This window comes from Roseimarinus sediminis, from assembly GCF_050433125.1.
Lineage (GTDB): Bacteria > Bacteroidota > Bacteroidia > Bacteroidales > Prolixibacteraceae > Roseimarinus > Roseimarinus sediminis.
Genome location: NZ_JBNPXV010000024.1, coordinates 1 through 25,131, shown reverse-complemented (window position 1 = coordinate 25,131; position 25,131 = coordinate 1). Strand labels below are relative to the sequence as shown.

At 38.8% G+C, this 25,131-nt stretch carries 20 protein-coding genes; 1 reads left to right on the top strand and 19 read right to left on the bottom strand.

Translation table 11 applies throughout. The features are described 5' to 3' along the window. Positions 1 to 224 precede the first annotated feature (224 nt). Complete coding sequence (locus tag FHS86_RS18585; RefSeq protein ID WP_429417404.1) at positions 225 to 518, top strand: tyrosine-type recombinase/integrase; 294 nt, start codon at positions 225 to 227, stop codon at positions 516 to 518. 31 nt (positions 519 to 549) lie between these two features. On the opposite strand, the gene FHS86_RS18580 is transcribed toward FHS86_RS18585, so the two are convergent. From FHS86_RS18580 to FHS86_RS18490, 19 genes are all read right to left on the bottom strand, one after another. After that, positions 550 to 1,545: a hypothetical protein gene (locus FHS86_RS18580; RefSeq protein ID WP_429417401.1), complete on the bottom strand. Its 996-nt coding sequence runs from the start codon at positions 1,543 to 1,545 to the stop codon at positions 550 to 552. A 10-nt stretch (positions 1,546 to 1,555) separates the two neighbouring features. Beyond that, a complete protein-coding gene (locus FHS86_RS18575; RefSeq protein ID WP_429417398.1) occupies positions 1,556 to 1,996 on the bottom strand; it encodes a hypothetical protein in 441 nt (146 codons plus the stop codon). 72 nt (positions 1,997 to 2,068) lie between these two features. Next, positions 2,069 to 2,635 carry a hypothetical protein gene (locus FHS86_RS18570; protein WP_429417396.1) on the bottom strand — a complete coding sequence of 189 codons (567 nt, stop codon included), beginning with the start codon at positions 2,633 to 2,635 and terminating at the stop codon, positions 2,069 to 2,071. Between the two features lie 60 nt (positions 2,636 to 2,695). Then, positions 2,696 to 3,595 (bottom strand): helix-turn-helix transcriptional regulator, encoded by a 900-nt coding sequence (locus tag FHS86_RS18565; RefSeq protein WP_429417393.1) that lies wholly within the window; start codon positions 3,593 to 3,595, stop codon positions 2,696 to 2,698. A 112-nt stretch (positions 3,596 to 3,707) separates the two neighbouring features. Next, a complete protein-coding gene (locus FHS86_RS18560) occupies positions 3,708 to 4,409 on the bottom strand; it encodes a hypothetical protein (RefSeq protein WP_429417390.1) in 702 nt (233 codons plus the stop codon). Positions 4,410 to 4,492: 83 nt separating this feature from the next. After that, a complete protein-coding gene (locus tag FHS86_RS18555) occupies positions 4,493 to 4,663 on the bottom strand; it encodes a hypothetical protein (protein WP_429417388.1) in 171 nt (56 codons plus the stop codon). A 20-nt stretch (positions 4,664 to 4,683) separates the two neighbouring features. Further along, positions 4,684 to 7,860, bottom strand: coding sequence for a type I restriction endonuclease subunit R (locus FHS86_RS18550; RefSeq protein ID WP_429417385.1), 3,177 nt, complete (start codon positions 7,858 to 7,860; stop codon positions 4,684 to 4,686). A gap of 1 nt (position 7,861) precedes the next feature. Then, the gene (locus tag FHS86_RS18545; protein ID WP_429417382.1) at positions 7,862 to 9,115 is read right to left on the bottom strand and encodes an McrC family protein; all 1,254 of its coding nucleotides are present in this window, start codon (positions 9,113 to 9,115) and stop codon (positions 7,862 to 7,864) included. Further along, entirely contained in the window at positions 9,108 to 11,420 is a 2,313-nt protein-coding gene (locus FHS86_RS18540; RefSeq protein WP_429417380.1) for an McrB family protein, read from the bottom strand. Before FHS86_RS18540 ends, FHS86_RS18545 begins: the two co-directional genes overlap by 8 nt. Positions 11,421 to 11,590: 170 nt before the next feature. Continuing rightward, complete coding sequence (locus tag FHS86_RS18535; protein WP_429417377.1) at positions 11,591 to 12,730, bottom strand: restriction endonuclease subunit S; 1,140 nt, start codon at positions 12,728 to 12,730, stop codon at positions 11,591 to 11,593. After that, entirely contained in the window at positions 12,727 to 14,607 is a 1,881-nt protein-coding gene (locus FHS86_RS18530; RefSeq protein ID WP_429417374.1) for a type I restriction-modification system subunit M, read from the bottom strand. Before FHS86_RS18530 ends, FHS86_RS18535 begins: the two co-directional genes overlap by 4 nt. 64 nt (positions 14,608 to 14,671) lie before the next feature. Next, positions 14,672 to 17,218 carry a hypothetical protein gene (locus FHS86_RS18525; protein ID WP_429417371.1) on the bottom strand — a complete coding sequence of 849 codons (2,547 nt, stop codon included), beginning with the start codon at positions 17,216 to 17,218 and terminating at the stop codon, positions 14,672 to 14,674. A gap of 313 nt (positions 17,219 to 17,531) precedes the next feature. Beyond that, positions 17,532 to 19,022, bottom strand: a complete 1,491-nt coding sequence (locus tag FHS86_RS18520) for an RNA-binding domain-containing protein (RefSeq protein WP_429417368.1) — start codon at positions 19,020 to 19,022, stop codon at positions 17,532 to 17,534. A gap of 501 nt (positions 19,023 to 19,523) precedes the next feature. Further along, entirely contained in the window at positions 19,524 to 19,910 is a 387-nt protein-coding gene (locus FHS86_RS18515) for a PriCT-2 domain-containing protein (RefSeq protein WP_429417366.1), read from the bottom strand. After that, on the bottom strand, positions 19,907 to 20,476 hold the full coding sequence (locus FHS86_RS18510; RefSeq protein ID WP_429417363.1) for a BT4734/BF3469 family protein: 570 nt from the start codon (positions 20,474 to 20,476) through the stop codon (positions 19,907 to 19,909). Before FHS86_RS18510 ends, FHS86_RS18515 begins: the two co-directional genes overlap by 4 nt. A gap of 310 nt (positions 20,477 to 20,786) precedes the next feature. Further along, positions 20,787 to 22,586, bottom strand: a complete 1,800-nt coding sequence (locus FHS86_RS18505; RefSeq protein WP_429417360.1) for a hypothetical protein — start codon at positions 22,584 to 22,586, stop codon at positions 20,787 to 20,789. Between the two features lie 2 nt (positions 22,587 to 22,588). Beyond that, positions 22,589 to 22,990, bottom strand: coding sequence for a hypothetical protein (locus tag FHS86_RS18500; RefSeq protein WP_429417357.1), 402 nt, complete (start codon positions 22,988 to 22,990; stop codon positions 22,589 to 22,591). Further along, positions 22,980 to 23,264, bottom strand: a complete 285-nt coding sequence (locus FHS86_RS18495; RefSeq protein WP_429417354.1) for a helix-turn-helix domain-containing protein — start codon at positions 23,262 to 23,264, stop codon at positions 22,980 to 22,982. Before FHS86_RS18495 ends, FHS86_RS18500 begins: the two co-directional genes overlap by 11 nt. Positions 23,265 to 23,478: 214 nt before the next feature. Beyond that, positions 23,479 to 24,720: a hypothetical protein gene (locus FHS86_RS18490; protein ID WP_429417351.1), complete on the bottom strand. Its 1,242-nt coding sequence runs from the start codon at positions 24,718 to 24,720 to the stop codon at positions 23,479 to 23,481. Positions 24,721 to 25,131 lie beyond the last annotated feature (411 nt).

Here is a 25,131-nt window from a genome sequence, read left to right as displayed (position 1 = left end):
AAATGACCAAACCAAAGGTTGGCTTTGAATCACTTCCTTTAAGGAGCGTGCAACTTGTTGCTGCGATGAAATACAAAAGGTGCAAATTCGGGAGTCTTGATTAGAACTTCCAACCAACTCCCGAATTGGCTCGCATTGCACTGTTTTGCATATTTTTACGCTTTTCGTTCTTTTTCTTTTACTATCGTTTTGAAACATCATATTAAACATCAAATAGGTCGACCATGCGCTGCTACCTCCCTACCCTCACCAACCAAAAATACAATGCCTATCTGAAAGAACTGGCCTTGATGGCCCGGATCAATAAAAACCTGACTTCGCACATTGCCCGACACACCTTTGCCACCACCATCACTTTAAACGAAGGCGTCCCGCTGGAGGTGGTTTCCAAGATGCTGGGGCATAGCGATACCCGCACAACCCAAATCTATGCCAAAGTACAGTCAAAGGCCATTAAAGACAGCATGAAGCGTCTGATGCGTGACAATGATGATGATCTCGATGCGGTGAGTGCCTAAATTAAGCTATTGTAATCTGAGAAAAGCCTGGTCAGGTATTTTGATCGGGCTTTTCTTTGGATAATTTTACAAGGATGTTTTCAACTATCTTTGACTGCATTCGAATTGTCTGCCAGTTGAATTGTTGAAAATAATGATCAGCAGAAAAAGTCTCAATTATTTGTAGTTTGAGTAATCTGAGCGTCCGAAAATAATGCCAATTCCACGGAAAAAATATTTTGAGTTTTAATTGTGCAACAAAGCTTAATTGCAGCTTTCTTCCATCACTGTTTCTTTCAAACCCCAGATAATATTTTGCATAGTCTGCCGGTAACATATAGGCAGGCTTTTCAATGTACTTAGCTTTAAATTTGAGTGAAAAAAACGGAGTGTTGAAAATATAATTTCCTTTCTGAAAATAAGCTTTGCATTGATATGGAAAATTGTAATCGAAACACTCAAAGAATCCAATGATCTGGTTTTCCTTATCCATTGCATAATGAATACTTGCATCCGGATTATCGTTTGCAGGAAAAAATAAATTTGATGAAGGACGGGCTGTAAATTCATTAAGAAAACAATTGTGAGGCAGTAATCCCAGTATCATTGACCGGTCAAGTGTGTACCAACCATTTTGTGTACTCAAAAATTTTAAAACCAAACCAAGGATATAGTAATCTGTTGCCTGTTCAAATAATTGATTTTTGCTTTGTTCTGACCTTGACCATTGTGCGTTTATATTGCTGTACGATTTTATACCAGCCTTAAAAAGAATGTTCATCCAGGTAGCAAATGGATAATATTCTATTCTATCCGGGATCTTGCTATTAGTTCGTTGAACAATCAGACCATAGCTATAAAAACTATAAAGCTTTAGAAAGGAAACCGATCTTTGGCCAGATGATGCTTTTGATTTTTGAATTTTGGCAAACAGTTTTTTCTCTTCATCGCGGTACATGGCCGCACTTTCAAAATCATTCGTAACAATAGCTTTCTTTTTCGCTTTTCTTGCTTTGATGATTTTTCTTTTGAGTTTCAACTTAAACATAAAAGGAGGGTTAAAAATCGAGCATTTTTTTCTGTTCCAGCGATACAATAAATTCAATCTCATTGATCTGCTCTTCATTCATGAAACCAGCATAGTAAACGATTTTCCCGCTTGAAATTTGATAGATGTAAGCAATTTTAAAAGTAATGTTGCTACCGTACATTGGTGATTTAGTTGAACCTACAACACCAAGCACATTGTCATCATTCTGATATTCCTGAGGATTAAAAAATTGCCAGGAGGTGATTCCATTATTTCCGGCCAATGAATCAATAAGCTGACCGGCAGTTATTGAGGAGGTGATTGGGTGGTTCTTTACTTTTTCGATAATGGCTTGTTGGTTCGTTGCCGATTCTTCTTTCCCATTTTCAGAAACTTGCGGGTTCTTTTGCTGATCGTTACAGCTGAAAAAACTAAAGGCGATGACTAAAGTGTAAAAAAATAGCTTCATGATTTTTATTTTTATGATTCATCACAAAGCTATTTAGAGTGTGTGCCATTAGGTGTCTCTGAGAAAGAGGTTTTATTTATTTGTATCAGAATATTTAAACAGAATGTCTATTTCCCTTCTTAGTTGCTCTTTAAATTCGATAGAACGATTTTCTGTTATTTTCTTAATCATTACAGAACAGTTTATGCTTTCTGCATTAATGTGGAACAGAAATGTTTTTATTTGAGTGAATAGTTGGCAGGACCATTCTACGCCATCATTTTCAATCAGTTTATTCCAATTCCAATGGTGGCGGAAGGCTAAAATAATTTCTTCTGAAATGTCCCAGCCGTATTCAGAGAAGTTGCCCCAATCGATTTTTGATTCATATTTTTTTAACCACGCTGTGTTTGTGAAATCAGCGCTTTTTCTGAAACCAACAAAGCCCAGTAGCGTCTTTGTTAATTGCTTCCAGTTAAAACGATCAATAAATTGATCTATCAGTTTATCTGACCATGGTACTTCAATGCAGGCACAGAGCTTATCCCAATTAATGTAATCCTGATACTTGATCAGGAAAGCAATTTCTTGCTCAGTTTCGTTCTTGTTGTCATAAACAAAGGCACTTGTTTTAATTAGTTTCTCCACATTATGTTTCATGCTAAGCTTTTTATCGTTGACCATAAATAAAAAGACCAGCTGTGACATTCTGTGTCAAACTCACTCGTAATGTTTTAAACTTTGCTTGAGTGCAAACTTTATCTTACTCACTAACGATTGCGGCGCAATAACAGCGACTTGATCCCCATGCGACAGAATTTCCATTTCAAAATCGAAGGTTACATAAACGGTGAGCTTCACACGCAATTCATTTTCATTATCGACCAGTACCTCTTGTGATTCATGCAAGGGCAACGACTTAATGTATTTCCCTTTGTGAGGATGGAATGATAAAATTACTTCTTCCGCAGGCAGATCATCAGGTGAAATAATTCCAAAGCAATGTTCGTAGTGTTTTATGATGTTGAAATCAGCAGGAAAAACGAATTTTTGTCTGCTTATCTCCAGATCGGCAATCCGGTCCAAACCGAAAGTTTTAATTCTAAAGTCTTTTGTATCTAACGAAACGACGTACCATCGGTTTTTAAACTCTTTTAGAGCCAAAGGCTGGATTCTTCTTTGGGAAGGTGAGTTATACCAAAAACTGTGATAGTTAAATTCGAGTTCACGACGATTTTTAATGGCATGAAGGATACCATGAATATGTTCAGTGCCTTTAGGTTTCCGGTTTTCAAAATGGATGTAATCCGATAAACGCTCACGGATATTCAATGCATTGAAAACATCAAAAGCTTCCAGTATGTGATGGGTGGAGTTGGTATCGTCTTCATGTACAACCTCATAGCCCTGTTTTTGGGTATTGTATTTGATTTCAATGTTGTAAAGCGATGCGATTTCTGCCAGATCCCTGTGAAAAGTGCGTTTGGAAAATTTCAGGGTCAATTCTTCATTCTCAAAATGGTTCTCAATGAACCTTTTAATTTCAACGAAAGATGCAGGATGTTTTCTGACTTTGTTAATGATCAGGTTGTAGCGGGTAATAGCTTCACGTTTTGCCATAAAAATTGGGTTGAATGTTTAAACTCAACCCAAAGATACGAAAGGGGTGTGACAAAAAGTGACACACAGAAGGTTGTATGCTTTACTTTTTTTCGTTGTGTCTAGTTTTTAATTACTTGCAGTTTTTTAATATTTCATCGATAAGTTGTGGAATAACTATTCTATTCTTTTTTTGATGATAGAGTGCATTGGGATGATATGTTTTAAAACATTTGATATTTTGATGTTTAGACGTAAAAACAATACGAAATATACTGTCACTAATTGTGGTCTGTTCAAATGCACCTATATTTTTCTTGATGAAAAAATCATAATTCGGACCTGTAAGGAAGATGATAATATCCGGCTTTAATAAATTAATCTCATCGTTTATAATATTAAACTTTCGAAACTGAATTTCATTAATCTTATCTAAGTTACCTCTTCCTAACTTACCTATTTTATTGATGTTGTTGTATACAAAAACCGAATTCTTCCTTTTTTCAATTTCTCTTTTTATTCTTTTAAACTCATTCCAGAAAGGGCCTTTGTATTTGCGAATGCCTCCATCCAAATAAAAACTGTTGTAGATACCGAGTGATTTATCAATATTATTTGAGAATGCACCACCGTCACCACACTCACCACACCACCCATTCGTTTCCTGTCCAAATACCATTATTTTGTTTTGAAAGCTTTCATAATCGGTAGGTACAGTTAGCAAAAATGGATTGGTAGCCTTTTTATTTTTGTTTACTTTCGAATTAAATTCTAGTAATTCAGGTACCAATAACCTAAAATTTTCTACATATAACTCTTTTAGTTTCTTGTTCATAGTTTAAAGTGTTTGTTGTTTTATCGTGATAGTTGTTTTACTTTTTTCAATATTTAGTTCATTGATAAGCTTTTCAAATAGTTCTAATTTTTCATGTTGTTATTTTGCTTGTTGAAAATATTAAATTGTTGATTATCCAGCTCAAAGTACTGATCCTCATCTCTATTACTTTTTCCACCGCCTATTCGAAGCTTATAAACTACTAAGCCTTCTCGTGGATTCCTAAAATACAAATGTGGTTTCTTTTCAGCCATGGCTTTGGGTTTTTGTTTTTTTATGCAGCACTGTACACCATTTTCAGGTGTTCAAATACCAGTTCGGTTTTTTGGTTGATGTCGGGATCTTTGTAAGTGGGGTATGGAAGGTTTTCGAAAAGATAATCGTTAATGGTTTTTCTTACTGCCGATTGGGTTTGCGGTTTGTCCATCCAGTGTTCTACCCTCAAACCTGTGTTTTGCAGCTTGTTTAACAACTCCTGAGCCATGCTTTTCACTTTGTTCCGCTCTTTACTTGTGAGCTGTTTGTTCAATAAAAGCAAATCGAAAATGGCCAATTGCCCTTCGGTCAGATCTTCGCGTTTCGAGCGGGTTTCTTCTTCGTTTAAATCGTTGATGAACTTGACCAGCTCCTTAAAGGTTTCTTCAATGGTGACCCGCTCTTTGCCCCTGTTGTACTCGTCGATGATTTCCTGATACTTTTTATAAAAATCAACCCTCAACGGATTTTGATCGACCATGCGTTTAAGCTGTCTTTCAATTTTTTGTTTTAGCGTTTGAACTACTGTATTTTTATTGGGAAGTTTCAGAAAGTATTTTTCGATGAGTTCAAAATCCAAATGGCTTAAGTCCAACTTTTTTCCGTAATCGACTGTTGGCTCCAATAATATATCCTGACTTTCGACCGATTTATCGACCACATCCTGAACCTGTTTCATTACCGCCGATACGTCGGCTTCATCGGTTTGATCCTGAATGCGCTGATAAATGGCATTGATGGCATCGCGTTGGGGTTTGAAGTCGTAAATTGCCTGATCGGGCATTACGGCTTTGTATTTTTTGAATACTTCACGGGCTATTACTCCAAATTTGCTTTTGGTTTCATCGGTTTTATAAACCGCATTAACCGCTTTCTCAATAGCCGCCAACAAATACAAGCCTTCGGCATCAACCACTTTCTGGAGATCAAATCCCAGTTCATCGTTGAAAAACCCGAACACGGTTTCAATACTGTCTTTTAAATCTTCAATAAGCTCTTCCAGCGGTTTCACGGGCACTTCGGGGTTTTCCGTGCCGCCTTTTTCACCACCGATGGCATAGATGGCCAACGCCTCCAGTAACGCTTTATAGGTTTCAATGTAATCGACAATCAAGCCATTGTTTTTGCCTGTATGAATCCTATTTGCCCGGGCAATGGTCTGCATCAGGGTGTGCGATTTCAATGGTTTGTCGAGATAAAGTGTTGAAAGGCTTGGTACATCGAACCCGGTGATCCACATGGCACAAACAATAACCAGTCGGAAGGGATGATCTTCTTCCTTGAATTCTTTTTCCAAATCGCGGGTGTTCATCTTTTCGCGGTGGGGTTCAATGTCCAGTTCCCATGCTTTGAATTTCTTGATCTCGTTTTGTTCGGAACTCACCACAACGGCAATCTCTGTTTCTTTGGTCCATTCCAGTTCCCTTTTTCGGGCTAACAATTCCTGAATATCCGTGTTCTTTTCAATTTCTTTTTCTTTCTTCTCGATGTAGTTTTTCCATTCGGCAGTAATGTAATTGTACATTTTTACGGCAGTGACTTTGTCGATGGCCACAAACATGGCTTTGCCTTTGTAGCCCCGCTCGTTAAAATGGTGTACCACATCTTTGGCAATTGCTTTGAGTCGTTTTCGGGCGGTTAGGATGGGATATTCGCGTTGAAAAAGTTGTTTCAGCTTCTCTTCCTGGTTTGCATCCAAATCGGACGCTTCAATGGCCGTTCTGATTTCGTCGTTGAGTTGCGGATTATCAAGTTTCAGCTTTTCGCCCCGGTTTTCATAGTAAAGCGGAACAGTTGCCCCATCTTCGATGGAACGTTTAAAGTCGTAAACCGAAACATAATCGCCAAAAATCCTACGGGTTAGTTCGTCGTTTGTAAACAAGGGCGTGCCGGTAAAACCCATAAACGATGCATTGGGCAGGGCATTGCGCATATTTACCGCCAAGCTTCCGCCTTGTGTGCGGTGGGCTTCGTCGGATATCACAATAATATTGGCGCGTTGGGTAATGGTTTCTTCAAAATTGAATTTGTGGATCAATGTAAAAATATATCGGTTGTCGGTTTTGAGCAATTCCTTTAGTTTTTCACCGCTATCGGCCCTTAGTTTTTTGTTGTTCACCGCACCAACACCGGCAAAGGTGCCATAGATTTGTTTATCCAATTCATTTCGGTCGGTTACCAGCAGGAAGGTATAACTGCCCTGCATTTTGCGGTGGATTTTTTGACAAAGAAATACCATGGAGTAGGATTTGCCCGAACCTTGCGTATGCCAGAATACGCCCAAGCGTTGTGCTTCTTCTTTGGTGATTTCACCTTTGTTGAGGCGAATTTGTTGCTGTTCGAAATGTTTGATGGCCTTATTCACCCCAATGAACTGGTGGTTTCGGGCAATCAGTTTGATGACCTTGCCAATGGAGGTATCGAACAGGATAAAGTTTTCGAAGAGGTCCAAAAAGCGGTTTTTATTGCATACGCCTTGAATGATCGTGTCGAGGCTTACAATTCCTTCCTGATCTTCTTTTATCCGTTTCCAGTCGTTGAAGTGTTCGTATTTTGAGGTGATGGCTCCAATCTTACTATCCAGTCCATTGCTTAAAATGATGAAGGCGTTGCAGTGAAACAATTTGGGAATTACATCCTTATAATCGGAGAGGTTGTCTTCGTAAGCAGCTTTCAGTTTGCGGTGGTGCGCTTTGAGTTCGATAAAAAGCAAGGGTATTCCATTTACAAATCCAATAATGTCGGGGCGGCGGCGACGTTTTGATTTTCCCTCGATCCACATTTGCTGAACCACAAGGAAGTGATTGTTTGCGGGTGTATCAAAGTCGAATATTTTCAGGCGTTTATTGGCAATTATTTCACCTTCTTCATTCTTGTAAGTTACCGGGATGCCTTCTTTCAAAAAGGTGTATTTCTCCTGGTTCAATTCTGCCAAGCCGATGATTGAAGACTCGGAATTGAGTTCATCAAAAGCATTCAGGTAAGCTTGTTCGGGCAAATCGGGGTTGAATTCCCGCAAGGCATCCAACACCTTGTATTTGAGCAGCACATCGGCTTCGGAGTTGCGACCAAGCGTGCCGTTTTCGCCAAAGGCTTCGGAGTGATAAACATTGGCCACGTCCCAGCCCAGGGTGCCTTTAAACAATTCGATGCAGGTTTGCTCGATCAATATGTCTTCAGAATAGCCTTTTACCATGTCAATCGTTTTTTATCCAGTGATCAATTTCTTTATTTATTTGTTTCTGCCATTCGTGTATGTTGGGATTGATGCTTAACGTCAGTACTGCACAATGCTTGTTGGATAGCTTCTGGCTCTCCTTTGTGAAATAATGTCCTTCTTCAACTTGATTATTCTCGGAAGGATAGACCAACGCCACTTTATCGGCATTGAAATAATCGTGATAAACATACATCTGTCTCAGGTCTTCGGGGTTTGGTTTAAAGTTATCAAGGTTTTTCCATTTGGTATCCAACACCACCCTATTTCTCTCATTGGAAAGTACGATATCCGGACGAATGGTGGTTCGGTATCCATTTTCAGGTTTCCAAAATTGTTTTGACCGTTGCCCTTCTACTTTAAATGCAGGATTCTTTCGTAAGCTCACCAGCACAAAACGCTCCCAAAGCAGGTTCATGTCGAACATTAAGGCCAACACGTGATTTCTCCCCGAGGATAGATCGGGATGGTATTGCAGCAGGATGAGACGGGCAATTTCCATCGAGGTTTTGTAAACCTCAGTTTTGTGGTTGTAGGTTACTTGTTGAAAGAATTGTTCCGATACTCTCAAGTCGTTCATCTCGGGGAAGAACAACAGCAAAGCACCAATCCTACTCTTCAATCTTGACGATGTATTGATTTGCCGAATGAGTTTTAAGGTTTTATAAATCACCTGATTGAAGCGGTGCTGCACATCGTAAACGGTATGTTTGATAAAGAAATGTTCTTTGTGTACCAAATTCCGGCTGATGTGCTGACTGAATTGCAAACTTCCTTTAAGTGCAGTGCAATTGGAGAAATTGGACCGGTATTGTTTTACCAAACCCCGCCTTAACAGGTATTCTACTTCGCCAACAAAGAGTTCAAAATAGAGATCGAGCACCGAATTTGGACGGATGCGTAAGTTGCTGCTGCTCGTGCTTTTCACCTCGAAAGCACCAACAGCTTTAAGGATACCAATAAGTATGTCGCGCCATTTGGATTCAATTTTTTCTGTTTTGTCCAGCTTATCTGCCTTGGGTAAAACTTCAATTACGGTTTTGCCTAGCTGAATTACCCCAACATGTTGATTGAACTTGACACCATTGTAGCACAGGGAAAAGAAAGGCGTTCCTTTTACACCGTGGTAACGGGAAAGTTCTTTGAACTGCTCTTCGGTGATTTTCTTTTCACCGTAGTCGAAACGTATGGTTTCGTGTTCAAAAACAGTGATATGGTTGGGATCGTTAGTCACGTATGATTTCCATTAGTTCCAATGCTTCTTTCAGATTCACTTTCTCTTTTGGAATAAGTTTGAATATTTTCCTTTCAAAATAATCGTTGTTCTCATAGTTTGATTTCGGAAAAATATTGTCAGTGTCCTTTTTAACTTCAATAAAACCATTTCCTAGAATCAGGTTGATCTTGCCTATATCGCCGTAAAAGTATTCCTGTAGCAAGGGGATGATCTTTTCAAAGAATGCTTTTTCAAGTACCGTTTTGGCCTCTTCCTCTTCTTGCTTTATGAAAAAGGAATGGCCAATCAGGTGGTCCTTATCAAGGATCTTTTCAATTCTCCGGTTGATTGTTTTCAAAATGTTGGCAGCGTTGAAATCCTCAAATTTATAATTGAGCCCATCCAAATCATAACGCGGGGGCATTTCTTCGAAAGAGAACCTACGGCGCAGGGCAGCATCGAGGGCTTCCACACTGCGGTCGGCCGTATTCATGGTGCCAATGATGTAAAGGTTAGCTGGTACGCCAAAAGGTTTTTCATCCTTGCCAGAATAGGGCAATGTAGCCGTTAATTCATTTTCGGCCCCCATCCGCTTGTCGGATTCTAATAAAGTGATAAGCTCGCCAAAAATAGCAGCAATATTTCCCCTATTTATTTCGTCAATAACCAAAACGTAATTTTCTGGTTCTTCGGGTTCTTCATTTTTGTTGAATTTCAAGTTGAAATACTCCCTTTTAACATCTGCATCGTAAAATTCATAAATGGTTTGCTGACTGATGTTTTTTGAAACAAACAATTCGGGGCTTGCATTGAGATCGGTTGCTAACCATTCAACGTTTCGATAATGGCAGTAATCAAATTCCTGATTTGGATTGTAGATGTAATCATTGTCGGATATCACACCAATTGCATCAATAATTTTATTCCCCTTTGAAACCAGCACCACATCGCCTTTTTTCATTTTTAAAAAGATGAACAAAGCTTGAATATGGTACCTGCTTTCCTCAACCACTTTCGGATATTGTTTTTGAAATGCTTCTTTAAACAGATTCCAGTTGTTGTATTGCTTTAAATGGCTTAAATCGGCATCTCCTCCCCAACCCAATGAAAGTTTATTGTTGTTTATACACCAGTCGTGAATGTGTGGTTTATTTTTGCCGCCTAAGGACATTTTATAAAAACTTGCGTGTTCAAAATCAATATTTTCTTCATTTTTAATTTCAAAATCACCTATTCCACGAGCTTTGTCACAAATCCGTTTGAATACGCCCGGCCTTATTTCATATTTGACTTCGCTTTTCTCTTCATCACTGTCATGCATAACAGGTTTTATCCCTTCAATAAAATCCTCATAACTAAAGGCCTGATGAAAAGTGATGAAATCAATTTTTCCTTCTTCTTTTAATTCATGAAAATGCTGAACTATTTCGAAGCGTTTTTTGTCTTCAAATTCAAAGCCGGGATCCGCTATCTCAATGGCGTTATTAATTGTGGTATAAGTTTTACCAGTTCCCGGGGGGCCGAAGAGAATTTGATTCAAAGGAAATTCCTTTTTTACTACATGTTCACCTTTTTGAACTGCACCTACTGTGTTGCCTGAATACATTCGCTTATTGAAAAGTGAATCGTAATACGTGAAAAATGAAGTAAATCGGAAATGCTGGTTTTTTTCAATGCTTTTTATAATATCCAATACCCGATTCAAATTATTAGAGCGTTTTGTAGTTGTATCAACATTTACTTTATTAATATCCAGTATCTGTTGTAGCGTTAAGCCACTAACACTTATATTTTTACCAATCTCATTTTCGAAACCATTCAGTTTCCCATTATGGTAATAGAATAGCGAGCTCAAACATTCTTTTTCGTCGACAAAAACAAGCCGATCAAAATCCTTTAAGACCTTTTTGTTGTCCTCAAAATTCTCTTTACTCGGGAAAATATAGAAGCTGATAAAATGGCCATTTTGAATATCCTGTTTTATCCTTTTGATATCAAGCTCCCTTTCATGAATGAATGGCTGGAAGTTGGCTTTAACCCTTGCAATTAATTCAGGGAACACCCCATGTTGCTGAAGAAATTGATCGTTGGAGCAAGATAAGCTTTCAACATCTTCGCAATAAAAACTTTTACCAGGATCAATTTCTCGAATTATACAAAAATGGATTTCGTTTGACGAAATAAAAATCACATTATCATTAATATTTAAAGCTCCATAAACATTGCGCCATCTGGAAGGAGCAGGATCTTCGTAAAGAATGGTTCTTTTTTCCTTGTTGAGCTGCTTTAGAAGGGTCAAACGGGTAATTAATGTTTGAGTCATGGTGTTCGTTTTTAGATTTACACTTCAATGGTTTGGTTCATTCAATTGTCTGAACCTTGATTTTATTGACTTTAGGGATACTTTGAAGGGCGAATTGATATTCACCTGCACTTTTCCATCTTATTTTCAAAATAATCATGATCATCATTCAATCATACTAAAATCATGGTTCAGACATTTATGGTTTGATTCATTAAGCGCGGCAACAAAATATCCCGTGCCTCTTTGAGCTTTTGGTTTTGAATAATCAGGTTTTGTGTTTGGTTTAATATAGCTGTTACTTGATTTTCGAACTTTAAAATTAAAGTGTATTCTGGTATAATGAAAGGTATCCTTTTAAAAGTGTCAACAATTATAGTATCGAATACACCACCAGAAGCAGTCTTCTTAATTTTTGAAATTGAATCATTTACGGAGAAGAAAATAAATAACTGTGATAATGAGTTCTTCCCAATCAGTGCATAACAGGATTGATTCATTGCCATTGGAATCATAGCCAGACAAAGATTTCCAACAGTACCTCTGGCAGTGATGAAAACAGTATTAAAAGGATATAATTTACTATTGCATTTTTTTAGACCGTCCTCATTTATAGTTTTTTCTGTCTGATTTACATAGAAATGAGAATTTTTAGAAGCATCAGTAGGTGTAAAAAAAGGTATATCTCCATTCCAAAATGATGGATTTGTTGTTTTTGGTGTACCTCCACTGTTAATTTCTACTTCATCAAAAATTGTTGATTGCTTCCACCCCTCAGGCAAGCCTGTTCCTTTATCAAATTTTGCATTCTCCCAGCCGGGGAAACGGAAGTGGACAAACCACTCTTTGTAGATGTTTTGGGCTGCCTCTTCGAGCAGCTTAATGCGCTTGAGGTTGTTTTCAATCAGGTCGTCGTAAGCGCTGAGGATGGAGGCTATTTTCTTTTGGGTGGGGAGAGTGGGAAGTATGCACTTTATTTTATGCAATACATTTCGGTCTAAACCTGGCACCGCAGCAGCTCCGTTATATTGTTCTAATTCTAAGAGCTTTAAATAATAATAGATATAACGAGGGTAATTCCCTTTAAAGTCTTGTACATATAGTGTTGTATTTAAAGGCCAATACTCTCCATTAACATAAAACACTTGTCCCAATGTTCCATATCGTCCTGTAATTACTCCTTCTCCAATATATTTTGACTTATTGTGATAATCAGTTACTCCAGATGATGAAACAATAGGAACAGTTCCCTTTGTCCTCAGCCTACTTGGTAAATCATACCCCCTTTTTAGATTGACAATTTCTCCTAATGGCTTTTCTTCCCAACTCATAGTCCCAGCTCCTCCAAATTGTTTTGAATGGTTTGAGCCAGGGCAATGGCTTCGTCGTTAAGTACTTTCAGCTCGGCTTTTATTTCGCCCATGCGCTCTTCGTAGTCGAAACCCTCATCGATTTGCGGGGTTACTCCCACGTAACGGCCTGCGGTAAGGCTGTAGTCGTTTTGGGCAATTTCGGCCTGTGTTACCACTTTGCACAAGCCGGGCACATCGGTATAAACACCATTCGGAAAATTGGTGGTCAACCAAAGGGCACTTTTGTAAAAGCAGCGGGCGGTGTCGGCCAGTTGGTTAAATTGGTGTACCAGGTCTTCGGCTTCGTGCAGCGCTTTCAGGCATTCCTGTTTTTGTGCCTTGTCTTTTTTTACGGCATCGGAAGCCAGCAGCACTTTTTGGGCTTCGGTAAATATTTTTAGCGCATTGTTCAGGAGGCGTTTTTCGGTTTTTATGTTTTCGGCGCTCAATACGGTTTGCTTTTCGGAAGAACCCAGCAGGGCGGTTTGTTGCCAAAGGGCATTGGCCTGTTTTAAGGCATCGTTGCTTTGTTGGGTGTATTCGGCCACCGCCTTGTGGTAGGGAGCGTTGTTTCCTCGGTACAAGGCCACCAACGCATGAATGTTTTTGATGTGCTCGGGGGTAAAATCGTGGAGGTTGCTGCTTACCTTGCGGAATACTTCCCTTAAATCTAACATTAAGGTTTTATCCCTCCGGGCATCATCTGTTTCTTTGGTTCGGTCGAAGAACCACAGGGTACAAGGCAATGAGCGGGTGTAGAAAAATTTGGTGCCAATGCTTACCATTACGTCCACGGCACCGGTTTTCACCAGCTTTTCGCGTATCAGCTTTTCGCTGTGCCCGGCATCGCTGGCCGAGCTAGCCATCACAAAGCCGGCACGTCCGGTTGGGTTCAGGTAGCTGTAGAAGTATTGAATCCAGAGGTAGTTGGCGTTGTCGTTGTTGGGCAATCCAAAAGGCAGGCGCTTGTCCTTCTTCACCGCGTCCTTGCTTTTGTCCACCCCATCTACATTAAAGGGCGGATTCGCCATTACAAAGTCGCACTTTCCAATCAGGGAGTGCTTATCTTCGTAAAAAGTGTTCCCTTGCAGGATTGAAGCATCCATGCCATGAACCGTCATGTTCATTTTCGACAGCTTTGTGTTGGTGTCGGCTTTTTCCTGTCCGTAAAAAGTGACTTTTTCGGCCGGGTTAAAACCTTCTTCTTCAATAAAGTGCCCGGTTTGTACAAACATGCCCGCACTACCACAGGCAGGATCCAAGACTGTGCCGTGATTGGGTTCGATGATGTTTACAATAGCATTTACCAGCGATGGAGGGGTAAAGAATTCGCCGCCTTCCTGGGCGCCGCTCATGGCAAATTTATTGAGGAAGTATTCGTAAATACGTCCGAACACATCGCCCGAAACATTAGAAAGTAACTCGGTGTTGAAAATACGGATGAGCGACTGCAACAGGTCTTTTTCGAAAAGTGAATAATTTTTGGGCAACACATCGAGCAGAACTTCATATTCGGCCTCGATGTTCCGCATGGCATCATCCAAAATATCGCCCAAATCGGAACCTTCGGGCAAAGAAGCCAGATAATCCCAACGCGATTTTTCGGGCAGGAAGATGGCTTTGGCGTGTTGAAAATCGTCTTTATTGATAGGGCGCCGTCCGCGTTGAGGGTGAACGGGCAAGTTTTCTTCGATGATTGCTTTAGCTGTAATAAAGCGGTTGTAAGCGTGCCGTAAAAAGATAATCCCCAACACGGGGAAACTGTATTCGGTAGCGGTAAGCTTGCTGTTAGCGCGAAGCTGGTCGGCTGCTTCCCACAATTGATTTTCTAATTCTTTAAGTTGTTGTCCTGTCATTTGAAATTCTAAAAATATATAGTCCCTCAAAAATACCAGTAATATTCAGAAAGGAGTACAAATGTTAATTTGATTTTTTATCTTTTGGTAGTGGTTTTATGTCTTCAATTTGATCTATTTTCCCGCCTTCCTGGAAAGGTTCGGCTTGTTTGATTTCAATGATTTCTGTGTCTTTGGGGAACCAGATATAAGCAAGGAAGTCAACATCGATTTCAAGCTTGTTTTTGAGTTCTTCTTTTGTTTGGCCATTATTCATGTATTCTTCTCTCAATACCTCGTCTGTATTGAGTTCTTTGATATCCATATAGATATTTAAGACCTCGTCTAATGGTTTACCCATACTTTCCCATTTCGTTAAAGCTTCTTCAGATAAATTTTTAATTTCAGTCCAGTTTATATGTTTTACCATAGGGCAATACTCCTTTTTCAAAATGTATAATGTATCCCGAGTAAGAGGATGGTTGAAATTAAATATATAGACGGGGATATTTTCATAAATATAATTATAGGAATTCTTCTCACCATTCTTTGTTATGTCTACACCTTGGTATTTTGCTAAATAATCAATATTAATCCCAATCCCAATAATGATGTAATCATTTACAACCAAATTAAGTTTATCCACAGCTTCAAACACTTTGCCATATGGTACCTTATAATTTTGAATTCTTTTTTGAGAAAAGAGTTTAGTAATAAAATGAAGGTAATATTCTTGTTTCAAATGATAACCCAAAATTGAATCAGCATTTAAATGATGAACATTAGAGTCTTTTATAAATGCATCGCGATCAAGCAATATTCGCTTACCACGAATAACTTGCATGTATTTGCTTGTAGCATCTTCATCGCCTGGCTTTACAACTTTTTTCCCAGCAACTCGTGATATATCCTTGAATACTTCTCCGATTGCAGTAACAGTATTGTTTTTTAGTTCTTCAATTTTTTCGTTATCAAGTTCTCCTGATTCTAATTCTTTGTTGCTTTTTTCTGACAATCTTCGGATGTATTCATCAACTAATTCAACGGGATTATATTTAATCTCACTCTCTAGATCTTTGCTTGTTATCTTTTCAAAACCAAATACATTAATCAATTCATTATCATCTAAAAGACGCTTAAGAATGCTTTTTAGTTTTTCTAAATCTTGTTTTTTTTTATCTCTATCGATTGCTTTTTCTGGAATTTCAGGAAATGACAAACGATAGGAGGAAAAGTGACTATTTCTTGTTTGATATAACCTAAGCAGAAGCATTCCTAAATATTCCTGTACAAAAAATTTAACATCATGCTTTTCATAAATGCTATCAAATTCTAAATCTTTAAACCAATATTGAATATGTATACCAATATATCGAATATCATTTGTTGAAAACAATGAGAATATTTTCAGAATCTGTCCGAATGAATCCGGGAGCAAAAAATACTGTCGTGGTACAGATTGAGTGTGGTTAATTAATTTTTTTAATAGTCCATATTCTTTTTTGTAATATAGATACGCTCCAAGAACAGTATGCAATTGAATGATTTTTTCTTTATCATCTTGTAGTTGATTAAATTTTTTCTTGCTTGCCGGTATCTCCTGGAAGTTTTCATCTAGCTTTGGACGATATAAAGACAAAGAAAAATTAGCATATTGGTGCATTTGTCGCCAAAACCGCATAATTATATCATGTCTTTGTGATTCAACAATTTTCAAAAGATTTGACCAAATTGTTGCAAGTGTTTCCCTATTAAGCATCAAATGCCGGTCATCACCAATTTCCTCTCGCAAATAAAGTGTACCTATAAAGTATTCAAAAGCATGGTACGATTGCTGGTCATCAAATTTTAATAAATTAACTATAACATCATGGGAACTGTTAAGAAGTTCTTTTGGGTATTCAATATATTCTGTTTTCTGAACTGAATAAAACTTATATAAATCAAATGCTGGGATTATAAAATTTTTGATAATATCCTCTTCTAATTTTTTGTCTTCGTTTCTGATTGCATAATTCAGTAAATCAATCATTGGGTGCCAATATTTCAATAATCGATCTTTCAATTTTTCTTTTTGATTGGGAGAATAGTTTTTAATAGTATGAGGATTACCTAATTTACCCCTCAAATGATTAAAAATTTCACATAAGAGATTATTGCAAGGTTTAGGTGTATAATTAATAACACCTATGCCGCTTTTATCAATAAAACGTTTTGATAAATCTTTAACATTTTGATATTTAGATAATAAATCAATTAATCTAAAAAAGGCAATTAGTAAAATTACAAGAGCCATATATGCAATTAGGTAGTTGAAAAGATTTAGGAAAATACTGGATAGAGAACAAATAATTGAAAACAGGAGTGCCCAACGAAAAAACTCAAAACGGAATTCGAACTTTAACCTATCCACAATATGTGTGGACTTGTATGTATCATTTAATCTACCAACAGTTTGTAAAATAATAGGATAAGCTATACCTAAAATTGCCGGAACGAATGCAAGTACAATTTTTGACATAGGGTTGTCCAAATTTTCTAAGATACTAAGTTCGTATATCTGCTTAAGGTAACTAAACATTTGTTCGAAGATATTAAGCAACATGTGATTGAGGGTTGTGAGATCATTCATTTGTTTGGTTTAAAACCCTAATTTAACAATAACCCCCAAAAGAAAATATGTTTTGATGGAAAAGTTAATAAAACTAAGTTAAAGGAAGGAATCAATACCTGGAAGTCTCGATGTGCTAATTGCCCAAACAACAGGAACGAAATTTAGTTCATCGTTTATCATCAGCTCTTTAAATGGGCATCCCAGCAAGGCAAAAAACCTTTAGCCACAGGATCACTTCTTAACAATCCAGGTTGCCTCAAAATGCTTTCATACAGAAGCCAACTGAATTAATTATTTCAGGATAAAAGCAATTGCTAACGCTATTTATTTCTCAGGCTTTTTTAGCAATGGTATAGAAAGTACTTCTGCCTTTTCCGTGTTTTTCAATGAGGTCCTCATCAACCAATTCGCTAAGAATTTCATAGGTTTTGGTATTTTTCAAACCGATCAATTCTACTGCTTCTTTTCTTGATATTTTAATCTTATCCAATAAATATAGAAGTATTTCCTGCTTTTCTTTCGTTAATCGTTCGTAATCGTTCGTAATCGTTCGTAATCGTTCGTAATCGTTCGCAGCAGAGGTTTTATCCACCGGTTTTCCACCGGTTTTCCGCCGGTCTCCCATGTCAAGCTCGGGCTGCGCGTCCGTTGACTCAGGCTGAAACTGGGGCTTCTTATCGTCCGTAATCGTTCGCGGACGAATAAGCTCTACATCAAAGAAGTCGTTCTTCTCTTCAATTTTAGGACTTGGCAAACCCTGTTCCTTACACGCATTGATGATCCGGCTGATTCCACTTCCCCATTGTTCAATCAGGCCCAGTTCCTTAAAAATATGGGCAACGACCCGGTTACGGGCTTCGCTGCGTCCATTAAAAATATCTTCCATGGTAATATTGCTGGGCAAACTGCCCGGAGACACAATATTCACAATATCGTCGTAAATCCCCACCTTAATATCCCGGCCCTGGTTCACATAGTCGCGGTGGATCAAAGCATTGGTCAAACTTTCGCGCAGTGCCACCACCGGAATTTCATAGCTTTCATCCCGGTACAATCCTTTAATCTCGGCTTTGAGGTTAATGTGGTTCAACACAAAACTTTGGGTGCTTTCAAGGATGGTGAAAATGTCGCCATCGTACTCTTTCTTGTCTGTAAAAACATCCATGGTCGTCCCCTTAAACCGGGCACACTTGACCGTGCAATGCGAAAATTTACCGAGCAATATCATCAGTGCATTGGTGGGGTAATCTGTACCATTATCTGATTTAATCAGTTTCAGGTTTCTGAGTTTATCCTCATTGAGCGCTTTGCCAATGGTTTCAAAACGCTGTGCTAAAGGAGAAATATCGAGTTGTTCGAAAGTTGTATCGTAACAAATTTCTTCATCATAACTAATGTGTCGTTTTTGGCGTTCCAATTCGGCAATCGTATCCAAATCAGCAGGCCGGTTGGTCGCCCCGATACGAATGTAGATACCATCGGCTTTGCCCTGGCTTTTCAGAAAATAGGGTTTTAAATTGCCCCGAACCACTTCAATCACCAATACCAATTTGCCTTCGATGTTTACGCTGTAAATGTCGGGTAAGATTCCAGGAGAACAACTGTCTGCAATAATCGAAGCAATTTTATCCTGCATATCAAACAGCTCGTTGTCGTCAATGCCGGTAATTTCCCGTTGATCGTTTACACCAATAATCAGTTTTCCTCCGCTGGTATTGGAGAAGGCAACTACGGTTTTGGCGATGTTTTCATTTTTGGGCAATGCCTCTTTTAATTCAAGCGTTTTGCTTTCGCCTTTTTGTATTTGTTCAGACAAGATCATGCTATAGTTCTGATTTTGATTGGTCTTTTCAACAATGGGAAGCCATGCCCTTAACGAGTTGCATAAATTTGCTTTCCGAATTTAACAAAACTGTTTTATTTCAAGAATTAAAAGTACTCAAAACCTGTAAAAGCAAAGCGATGAAACAAGACTTATTCAACTAATCATTCAGGTTTTGCCTTGTATTACACAATACCAGCTTGTGTATACACCCTGTATTCAGTTTTTGTATTCATGTATTCAAGTTGTATGCAACTTGTATTCAAAAGTTGTATACCTGTATACAAAGTGAATACACCTTGCAATGCATTGATTTGCCGGGCAGAATGGCAGGGTGAGAATCAATTGCAGCCGCTTGCTTTGGATAGGAAGGCATACAACTGTATTCACCGGGTATTCCATCCACTTGCGTTTTCTATTTCGTTGATATACCGTTTTGGGTTCCCGACTGCTTTGTTTATCCTGTAATCGTTTTGAAAACATCTGCTTTGCTTTGTATGCTTATTGAGTTGCATTTTTCCTGACTTTGATGTCTACACCGGCACTTTGGGCCAGGTAAAAAAACGAACGGATGGTAATTCCCCGCTTATTGCCTTTCAAACATCGGTCGTATTGCCGGTCGCATGCGGCCTGCTGATAGTCCGGATGAAAACGGGACAAGCGGTGAAAATACGAGCGTCCCCCCTCGCCCATTTCATCGGCCAGGGCAAAACCTATGATAAGCCAGTCGCGGTAATTACAGCTTAGGTCAAGTGCAGCCGCTTCAATTCGTCGGGTAATGATTTCTATCTCATCATCGGAGTTTAATGGATTTGGCTGATGGTTTCGCACCGGTGTTTTACTTTTTACCGGTGCATCCATCCATTCCAGTGGATTAAAGCGGCTCATCTTTCGTTCAGGTATTTTGGATGCAGGTAAGCTTCCGGATCATGACTCATAAAACAGGCACGGGCAATGTCCTTCCCGGTGGTATCGATATACGCTCCCAGGTGGTGCACTTTTTTTAGGTAGGCAAGCACCCCTAAATAATTGGTGGTATAGTCGTAGCTTTCCAAATCGACTGCTACAACCCATTTCAAACCCTTACCACCTGGAGAAGTAAAGAGCAACTCCGTTTCAAACAGGCTGTCGTTTAACAGCCGCTCTTTAGTCGGGTTCAGCTGGTCTTCTTCAAGATGGTCGAGATCGATACAGAGATAAGTGCTGGCACGAAGCAAATTTTCACACTTCCTGCTTTTAAAGGTTCCGGCAAAGGTTACATAGTCGAGCTGCTTCTTAATGTTTCTTTTTTCCTCCACCCCGGAGCAGGCTCTCAGCTGCTCAATAAGGGCTTGATAATAGCCGGATACCAGGCCGCGATAAACATCACATAAAGTAATGCTGGCATGCGGTAATAAGTTCGTAACCGGGCCACGATAAAACGATATTTTCGGATGTGATTTTTCGATTTTCATAAACGGTGTCTTTGTAGCGGTATATCTCTTTCAGAAAAAGTGTAAATTCTGTAAATATTGATGTCTTATTCTGCCTAACAAGCTGTTTTTCAGAACAACTACCTGATTTACATTTTTGTAAACAGGAAAACAACAACAAAGCGCATCACATTGATAATCTGAACATAAGACCATCAAAACCCCTTTACATATGGTTTACATTTTCATTTTCGCTGAAAAACTGTTTTGTAAAGCTTGTAAAGGTTTTGTAAATCATTAAATCAATACAATACAACTACTTAAGCGTCAACATTTACAGTATTTACACTATTTACAAATTAATAGTTACTCCATCGATGGAATAATCGATGCCATTACTTTCAAGAGAAAACTGATAGCAACTTCCAAAGGCTGCGTCGGTATAAGCGTCGCCTCTTCCTTTTTGAGTATTGGGGATAAAAGGTTGGTAGGCTTTACTGGTGAGTAACCTTTTTAGTGTGCTTTTATCGATGAACTTTTGATTGCTGTTTTTACAATAACGAACATACTCCTGGTAAACTTCGGAATACCGTATTTGAAGAATAGCCACATCGCGTTTGATGTGGTAGTGACTGTTCTTCTTGCTCACTCCAAACACTTCTCTCGAGAATTCGACCAGGTTCCCTTTATGCAGGTTGTAAGCGAATGCATCCCAGAAAATGGTCCGCTCATCGGTCTGTTTCTGAATCTTAGTATGTTCCCGGGCATTTTCCAGTGCTATTTCCTTCAATTCACAGTAGTCAAATGGGAAAGACAGTTTTGTTTCAAGTAGTTTGATGGGAGTCAATATCAGCGCAACATGCTTCTGGTTACGTTCGGGGAAGTCATTCACATCGGCCTCCCGGAGTTCAGAGAGCACCGCGTCAAAAGTGGGACGGAAGTTTCTGGCGAAGTAATCACGCTGTTGCAAAACATCAACCAGAACCTGCCCAAGACCTTCCTCCTGCTCTGCTTTCAACTGATTATAGGCATCGAGCTGGATTTTGCTGAAACGATTGTTTTCAAAATTAAGCAGAATCATCCTGGACAAAACCGCCGAGTTTTGTGCCGGAAGGTGGTTCCCATCGAAAATGATGGCCGATTTAACCGTGGCCACCTGCGTGCGATTGTCGTTGCTTTTGACTCCCGTTGTGCGCCCTGATCCATCGTAGGCCGTCAGGATAAGATCCTGGTTGTATTGATCGCTTTCCTGGGTATATTCCTTCAAATAGAAAATGGTATTGTTTCGACTTGCAATGGTACGCGAAAGCCCTACCTGCGATGCATTATTCAAAGGAATGCCAATGTAGTCGCGGCCAAATAGCCGGAGCAACGATTCAACCAGCGAGGTCTTTCCGGTTCCGAATGCTCCAAACAAGAACAGAAAGGGAAAAGAGCCAACATGATCGAAAACAATGTCCCAAAAAAGAGCCAACACCAGGTAATCGATCGCCAGGGCTCCATTGTTCCCGTAGGCATCAAAAAATAGTTTGGTCCATCCTTCAAAACCAAGCTTACCTGGTTGAATAAAAAACTTCCGATCGTGTTCATAAGCACCATTGTTGATGTTGGCTTTTCCGTTGGCTGGCAAATAATAGTTCTTACCATTGGCCTGAACAATGCCCAGTTCGTCGATGAAAAGCAGTTGCCGGCTTTCAAAACAAAACGCGGCATTTGTAAATGCATAAAGGTTGAAGGCGGAATTATATCCCAGAACAGCAACTGCATTGGCTTGCTGCTCTTCATCCATCCAGTGAGAGAAAATCCGGTTCAATTCATACCGGTTTCCATAAAAAGTGCATTGCTTGCTTTTCAGGATGGTTTCAAAGGTTTCGAGCTTCATGTCGGAGGTCGGAATTTCAAGCAGGTACGTTTCACCAGTATGGCGCTGTATAAGCAGAATGCGCTTACTAACATTGCTGCCATCATCCAGGTTAAAAAGGCTGCGACCAACAAAGTTGGAAATCTCCAGGGCAATTTCCTTCCCGCTGCCTTTTATCGACTTGTTGATGTGATACTTCGAATGCTCGATGTAAAAACCAAGATTTTGTGCATCGGTATTGATGTCTTCAGAATCAGGTATCTCCTGAAGATAATCGTTTTCTTTCTCCATAGTTAATCATTGCTTGCGTTATTGATCAGCAGTGCTTCCATCTCTCTTATCCACTCGTAAAGCAGGTTGACCTCATACAAGTCGGCCCTGATGCTCTCATCCAGTTCCTGTGTTGTAAAATGACATACATGATTGTGTACCTGCCGCAATGATTCAGAAAGGCAGGCATTGATTTTAATTCTTGACAGTTGACTGCATACAAGATTGAGTAAGGCTTCAGTGCGCTTGCTGCATTTGAGACTGTTTTTCAACAGTTCGAGTGCATGTGTTTGTTTACCACCTTCGGCCAGCACTTTTACAGCTTCCACTTTGGCTAAAAAAGTACCGCTTTCAATCTCTTTAAGAATATCCTCAAACCAACGATTTGAGGATATTACTGGTAAATTGATACTTCTATTTTCCATGGTAATTGTTGTGAAGAAGCTGTTCAACATCCGATGCTTTGTAATAGATTTTACCGCCCACTTTGGAATAGGGCAAGATCAGCTGGTCGCGCATGCTTTGAAGGGTACGCTGCGAAATCCTTAGCAAATCCATTACTTCCTGGTTATCGAGCCAGGTTTCGGATAGTTTTTTGGCGTTCTTTACTTGTTCGGCTTCCAGCGAACCTTTAAGCGAATTAAGCATCTCGAAAAGCTTATCAAGCTTTTCCTCATTAATCAGTGAAAATGAATTCATACAACATAAGTTTTTTGATTAAACATTATGTCGCTATGAAACAAGGCCTTGTCATTACGACTTTGCAAAGATGATCAGCTTTTCTGTGAATTGCATTGTCGCTCACTGTAGTGCTTACAGCTCAAATACAAGGGAATAAGGTAAATTTAGGCAGTAGTTCGCCATTTGATGCAAGAAAAACCATCCATCACATTTTGTAAGCATCAGTGCTTGCTTACAAATTTTGGTGTTTGTAATTGGGTGGAATTAGCACGTCACAAGCAGCTTTTAGCTTGGTGTCGATTTTACTGCCAGGCCGAATAGAATTGAAACTCTTTGTGCTGAAATCACTTCCATCCTTTTTACAAAAGACATTAGGAATTATTTTCAGTTGTGATTTTCGCTCACTGTTATCCAACAAATGAAGCTCCTTGTCGAGATAATTCACCATTAATTTCAATTGGTCAAGGTTTGAATTCCAGGCAATTTTCGTTTCTGGAATTTCACCGGAAAATACAGCCATAAAAGCATCTTTTTCAGCCGATATAAGATTCAAATCAACAAGATGTCTAAAGAAATCCTTTAACAGCTGAGGCAAATTTTCCTTGTGTTTATAGCAGAAGCTACATTCAGCATTTGCTGGTGTACCTTCTCCATTCAGCAGCTTGTAGTATTCAATCAACAGAAAATATTGCATGTAACTTTTGGATGAATGAATATCATAGTTCTCAAGCTGTATGTCTTCTAACATGCAATCAGTAATCACTTGAGTGATTTCCCGGTCTTTAAAGAGCTTAAAGTTATCAATAAGGTATTTCTTGTCATTCTTGTTCAAAGTATTATCAAATACCCTGTTAAGAATTTTTTTTTCTCTGTCTGCCAGCAATTTTACATTTAAGCGAGGCATTATCTCCGATTTCTTTAATCGTTCCAATTGCTCCATGAAAAGTTTTTTCATTAATTCGCCTACTCCTGGGTAATAAACAGTTGGAGACTCTTTAGGTATATTTATCTCTTTACATATTACAATATTCGGGAACGAAAGCCATTCATCCAATGTTACCTGGCACAGACCCCATTGATGAAAATAATTTCTGATTTCTGATTCCGGATAAAAATATTTGAATAAAGTTTTATCTGCTCCTGTAAGAACATTCTTTTCTAATTCCAATAACTTTGTATTTCTCAGACCATATCTTTTCGCGGTATTAATCCAGTCTTTTATAATTTCTAATGGCTCTGGAATCTCAAAATTTAAAGAATTAGAATATCGAATTATATAAAACTTTAATTGGGTATTGTAAAATTCGTATTTATTATTCAGATCATCATACTCACCAAGTACATCTAAAAATATACCTTGTATAAAGTCTTTGTTTCTATAAGTTTTCCACAAATAATCAAATTGAACATCTTCATCATCAATTAAAATTTCTAAATATTCTTCTGATAGGATGGATAAAGTTGAAATTACCATAATAATTATGTTTAAAAAGCCAAAAATAAGACATGAGTGCAAATGAAAGAAGAAAAAAGTAAATGAGTTTTCCACAATTTATAAGATCGAAAAACCTCAAAAAAGTTTGTTATATTTACAGCAGCAAACGGAAGCAACCGACGACGTAAAACATAGCATTTTTATACGGTGAAAATTCGGGAGTTCGCTTTTTCATAAGACACAGAGAGCTGTATTTCAAAAGGTTATAAATTAATATTTAGACCCTCGCTCTCCGCCAAAACCAAAGCCTTGCAACTTGTTGCGGGGCTTTTTGTTTTCACGAAGCGTGCAACTCGTTGCTAAGCGAAGGGGAAACAAAAAAGACCGAAACCGAAGGTTGGCTTTGGTTTTGAATCACTTCCCATAAGGAGAAAAATGGGATCGATGCTA

Coding starts and splice junctions, on each gene's coding strand:
- FHS86_RS18505 (WP_429417360.1), bottom strand. CDS start 22,586: ATGGAGAAAGAAAACGATTATCTTCAGGAGATACCTGATTCTGAAGAC.
- FHS86_RS18560 (WP_429417390.1), bottom strand. CDS start 4,409: ATGAACAAGAAACTAAAAGAGTTATATGTAGAAAATTTTAGGTTATTG.
- FHS86_RS18575 (WP_429417398.1), bottom strand. CDS start 1,996: ATGAAGCTATTTTTTTACACTTTAGTCATCGCCTTTAGTTTTTTCAGC.
- FHS86_RS18540 (WP_429417380.1), bottom strand. CDS start 11,420: ATGACTCAAACATTAATTACCCGTTTGACCCTTCTAAAGCAGCTCAAC.
- FHS86_RS18520 (WP_429417368.1), bottom strand. CDS start 19,022: ATGATCTTGTCTGAACAAATACAAAAAGGCGAAAGCAAAACGCTTGAA.
- FHS86_RS18515 (WP_429417366.1), bottom strand. CDS start 19,910: ATGAGCCGCTTTAATCCACTGGAATGGATGGATGCACCGGTAAAAAGT.
- FHS86_RS18580 (WP_429417401.1), bottom strand. CDS start 1,545: ATGTTTAAGTTGAAACTCAAAAGAAAAATCATCAAAGCAAGAAAAGCG.
- FHS86_RS18490 (WP_429417351.1), bottom strand. CDS start 24,720: ATGGTAATTTCAACTTTATCCATCCTATCAGAAGAATATTTAGAAATT.
- FHS86_RS18510 (WP_429417363.1), bottom strand. CDS start 20,476: ATGAAAATCGAAAAATCACATCCGAAAATATCGTTTTATCGTGGCCCG.
- FHS86_RS18500 (WP_429417357.1), bottom strand. CDS start 22,990: ATGGAAAATAGAAGTATCAATTTACCAGTAATATCCTCAAATCGTTGG.
- FHS86_RS18495 (WP_429417354.1), bottom strand. CDS start 23,264: ATGAATTCATTTTCACTGATTAATGAGGAAAAGCTTGATAAGCTTTTC.
- FHS86_RS18535 (WP_429417377.1), bottom strand. CDS start 12,730: ATGAGTTGGGAAGAAAAGCCATTAGGAGAAATTGTCAATCTAAAAAGG.
- FHS86_RS18585 (WP_429417404.1), top strand. CDS start 225: ATGCGCTGCTACCTCCCTACCCTCACCAACCAAAAATACAATGCCTAT.
- FHS86_RS18530 (WP_429417374.1), bottom strand. CDS start 14,607: ATGACAGGACAACAACTTAAAGAATTAGAAAATCAATTGTGGGAAGCA.
- FHS86_RS18570 (WP_429417396.1), bottom strand. CDS start 2,635: ATGAAACATAATGTGGAGAAACTAATTAAAACAAGTGCCTTTGTTTAT.
- FHS86_RS18565 (WP_429417393.1), bottom strand. CDS start 3,595: ATGGCAAAACGTGAAGCTATTACCCGCTACAACCTGATCATTAACAAA.
- FHS86_RS18555 (WP_429417388.1), bottom strand. CDS start 4,663: ATGGCTGAAAAGAAACCACATTTGTATTTTAGGAATCCACGAGAAGGC.
- FHS86_RS18550 (WP_429417385.1), bottom strand. CDS start 7,860: ATGGTAAAAGGCTATTCTGAAGACATATTGATCGAGCAAACCTGCATC.
- FHS86_RS18525 (WP_429417371.1), bottom strand. CDS start 17,218: ATGAATGATCTCACAACCCTCAATCACATGTTGCTTAATATCTTCGAA.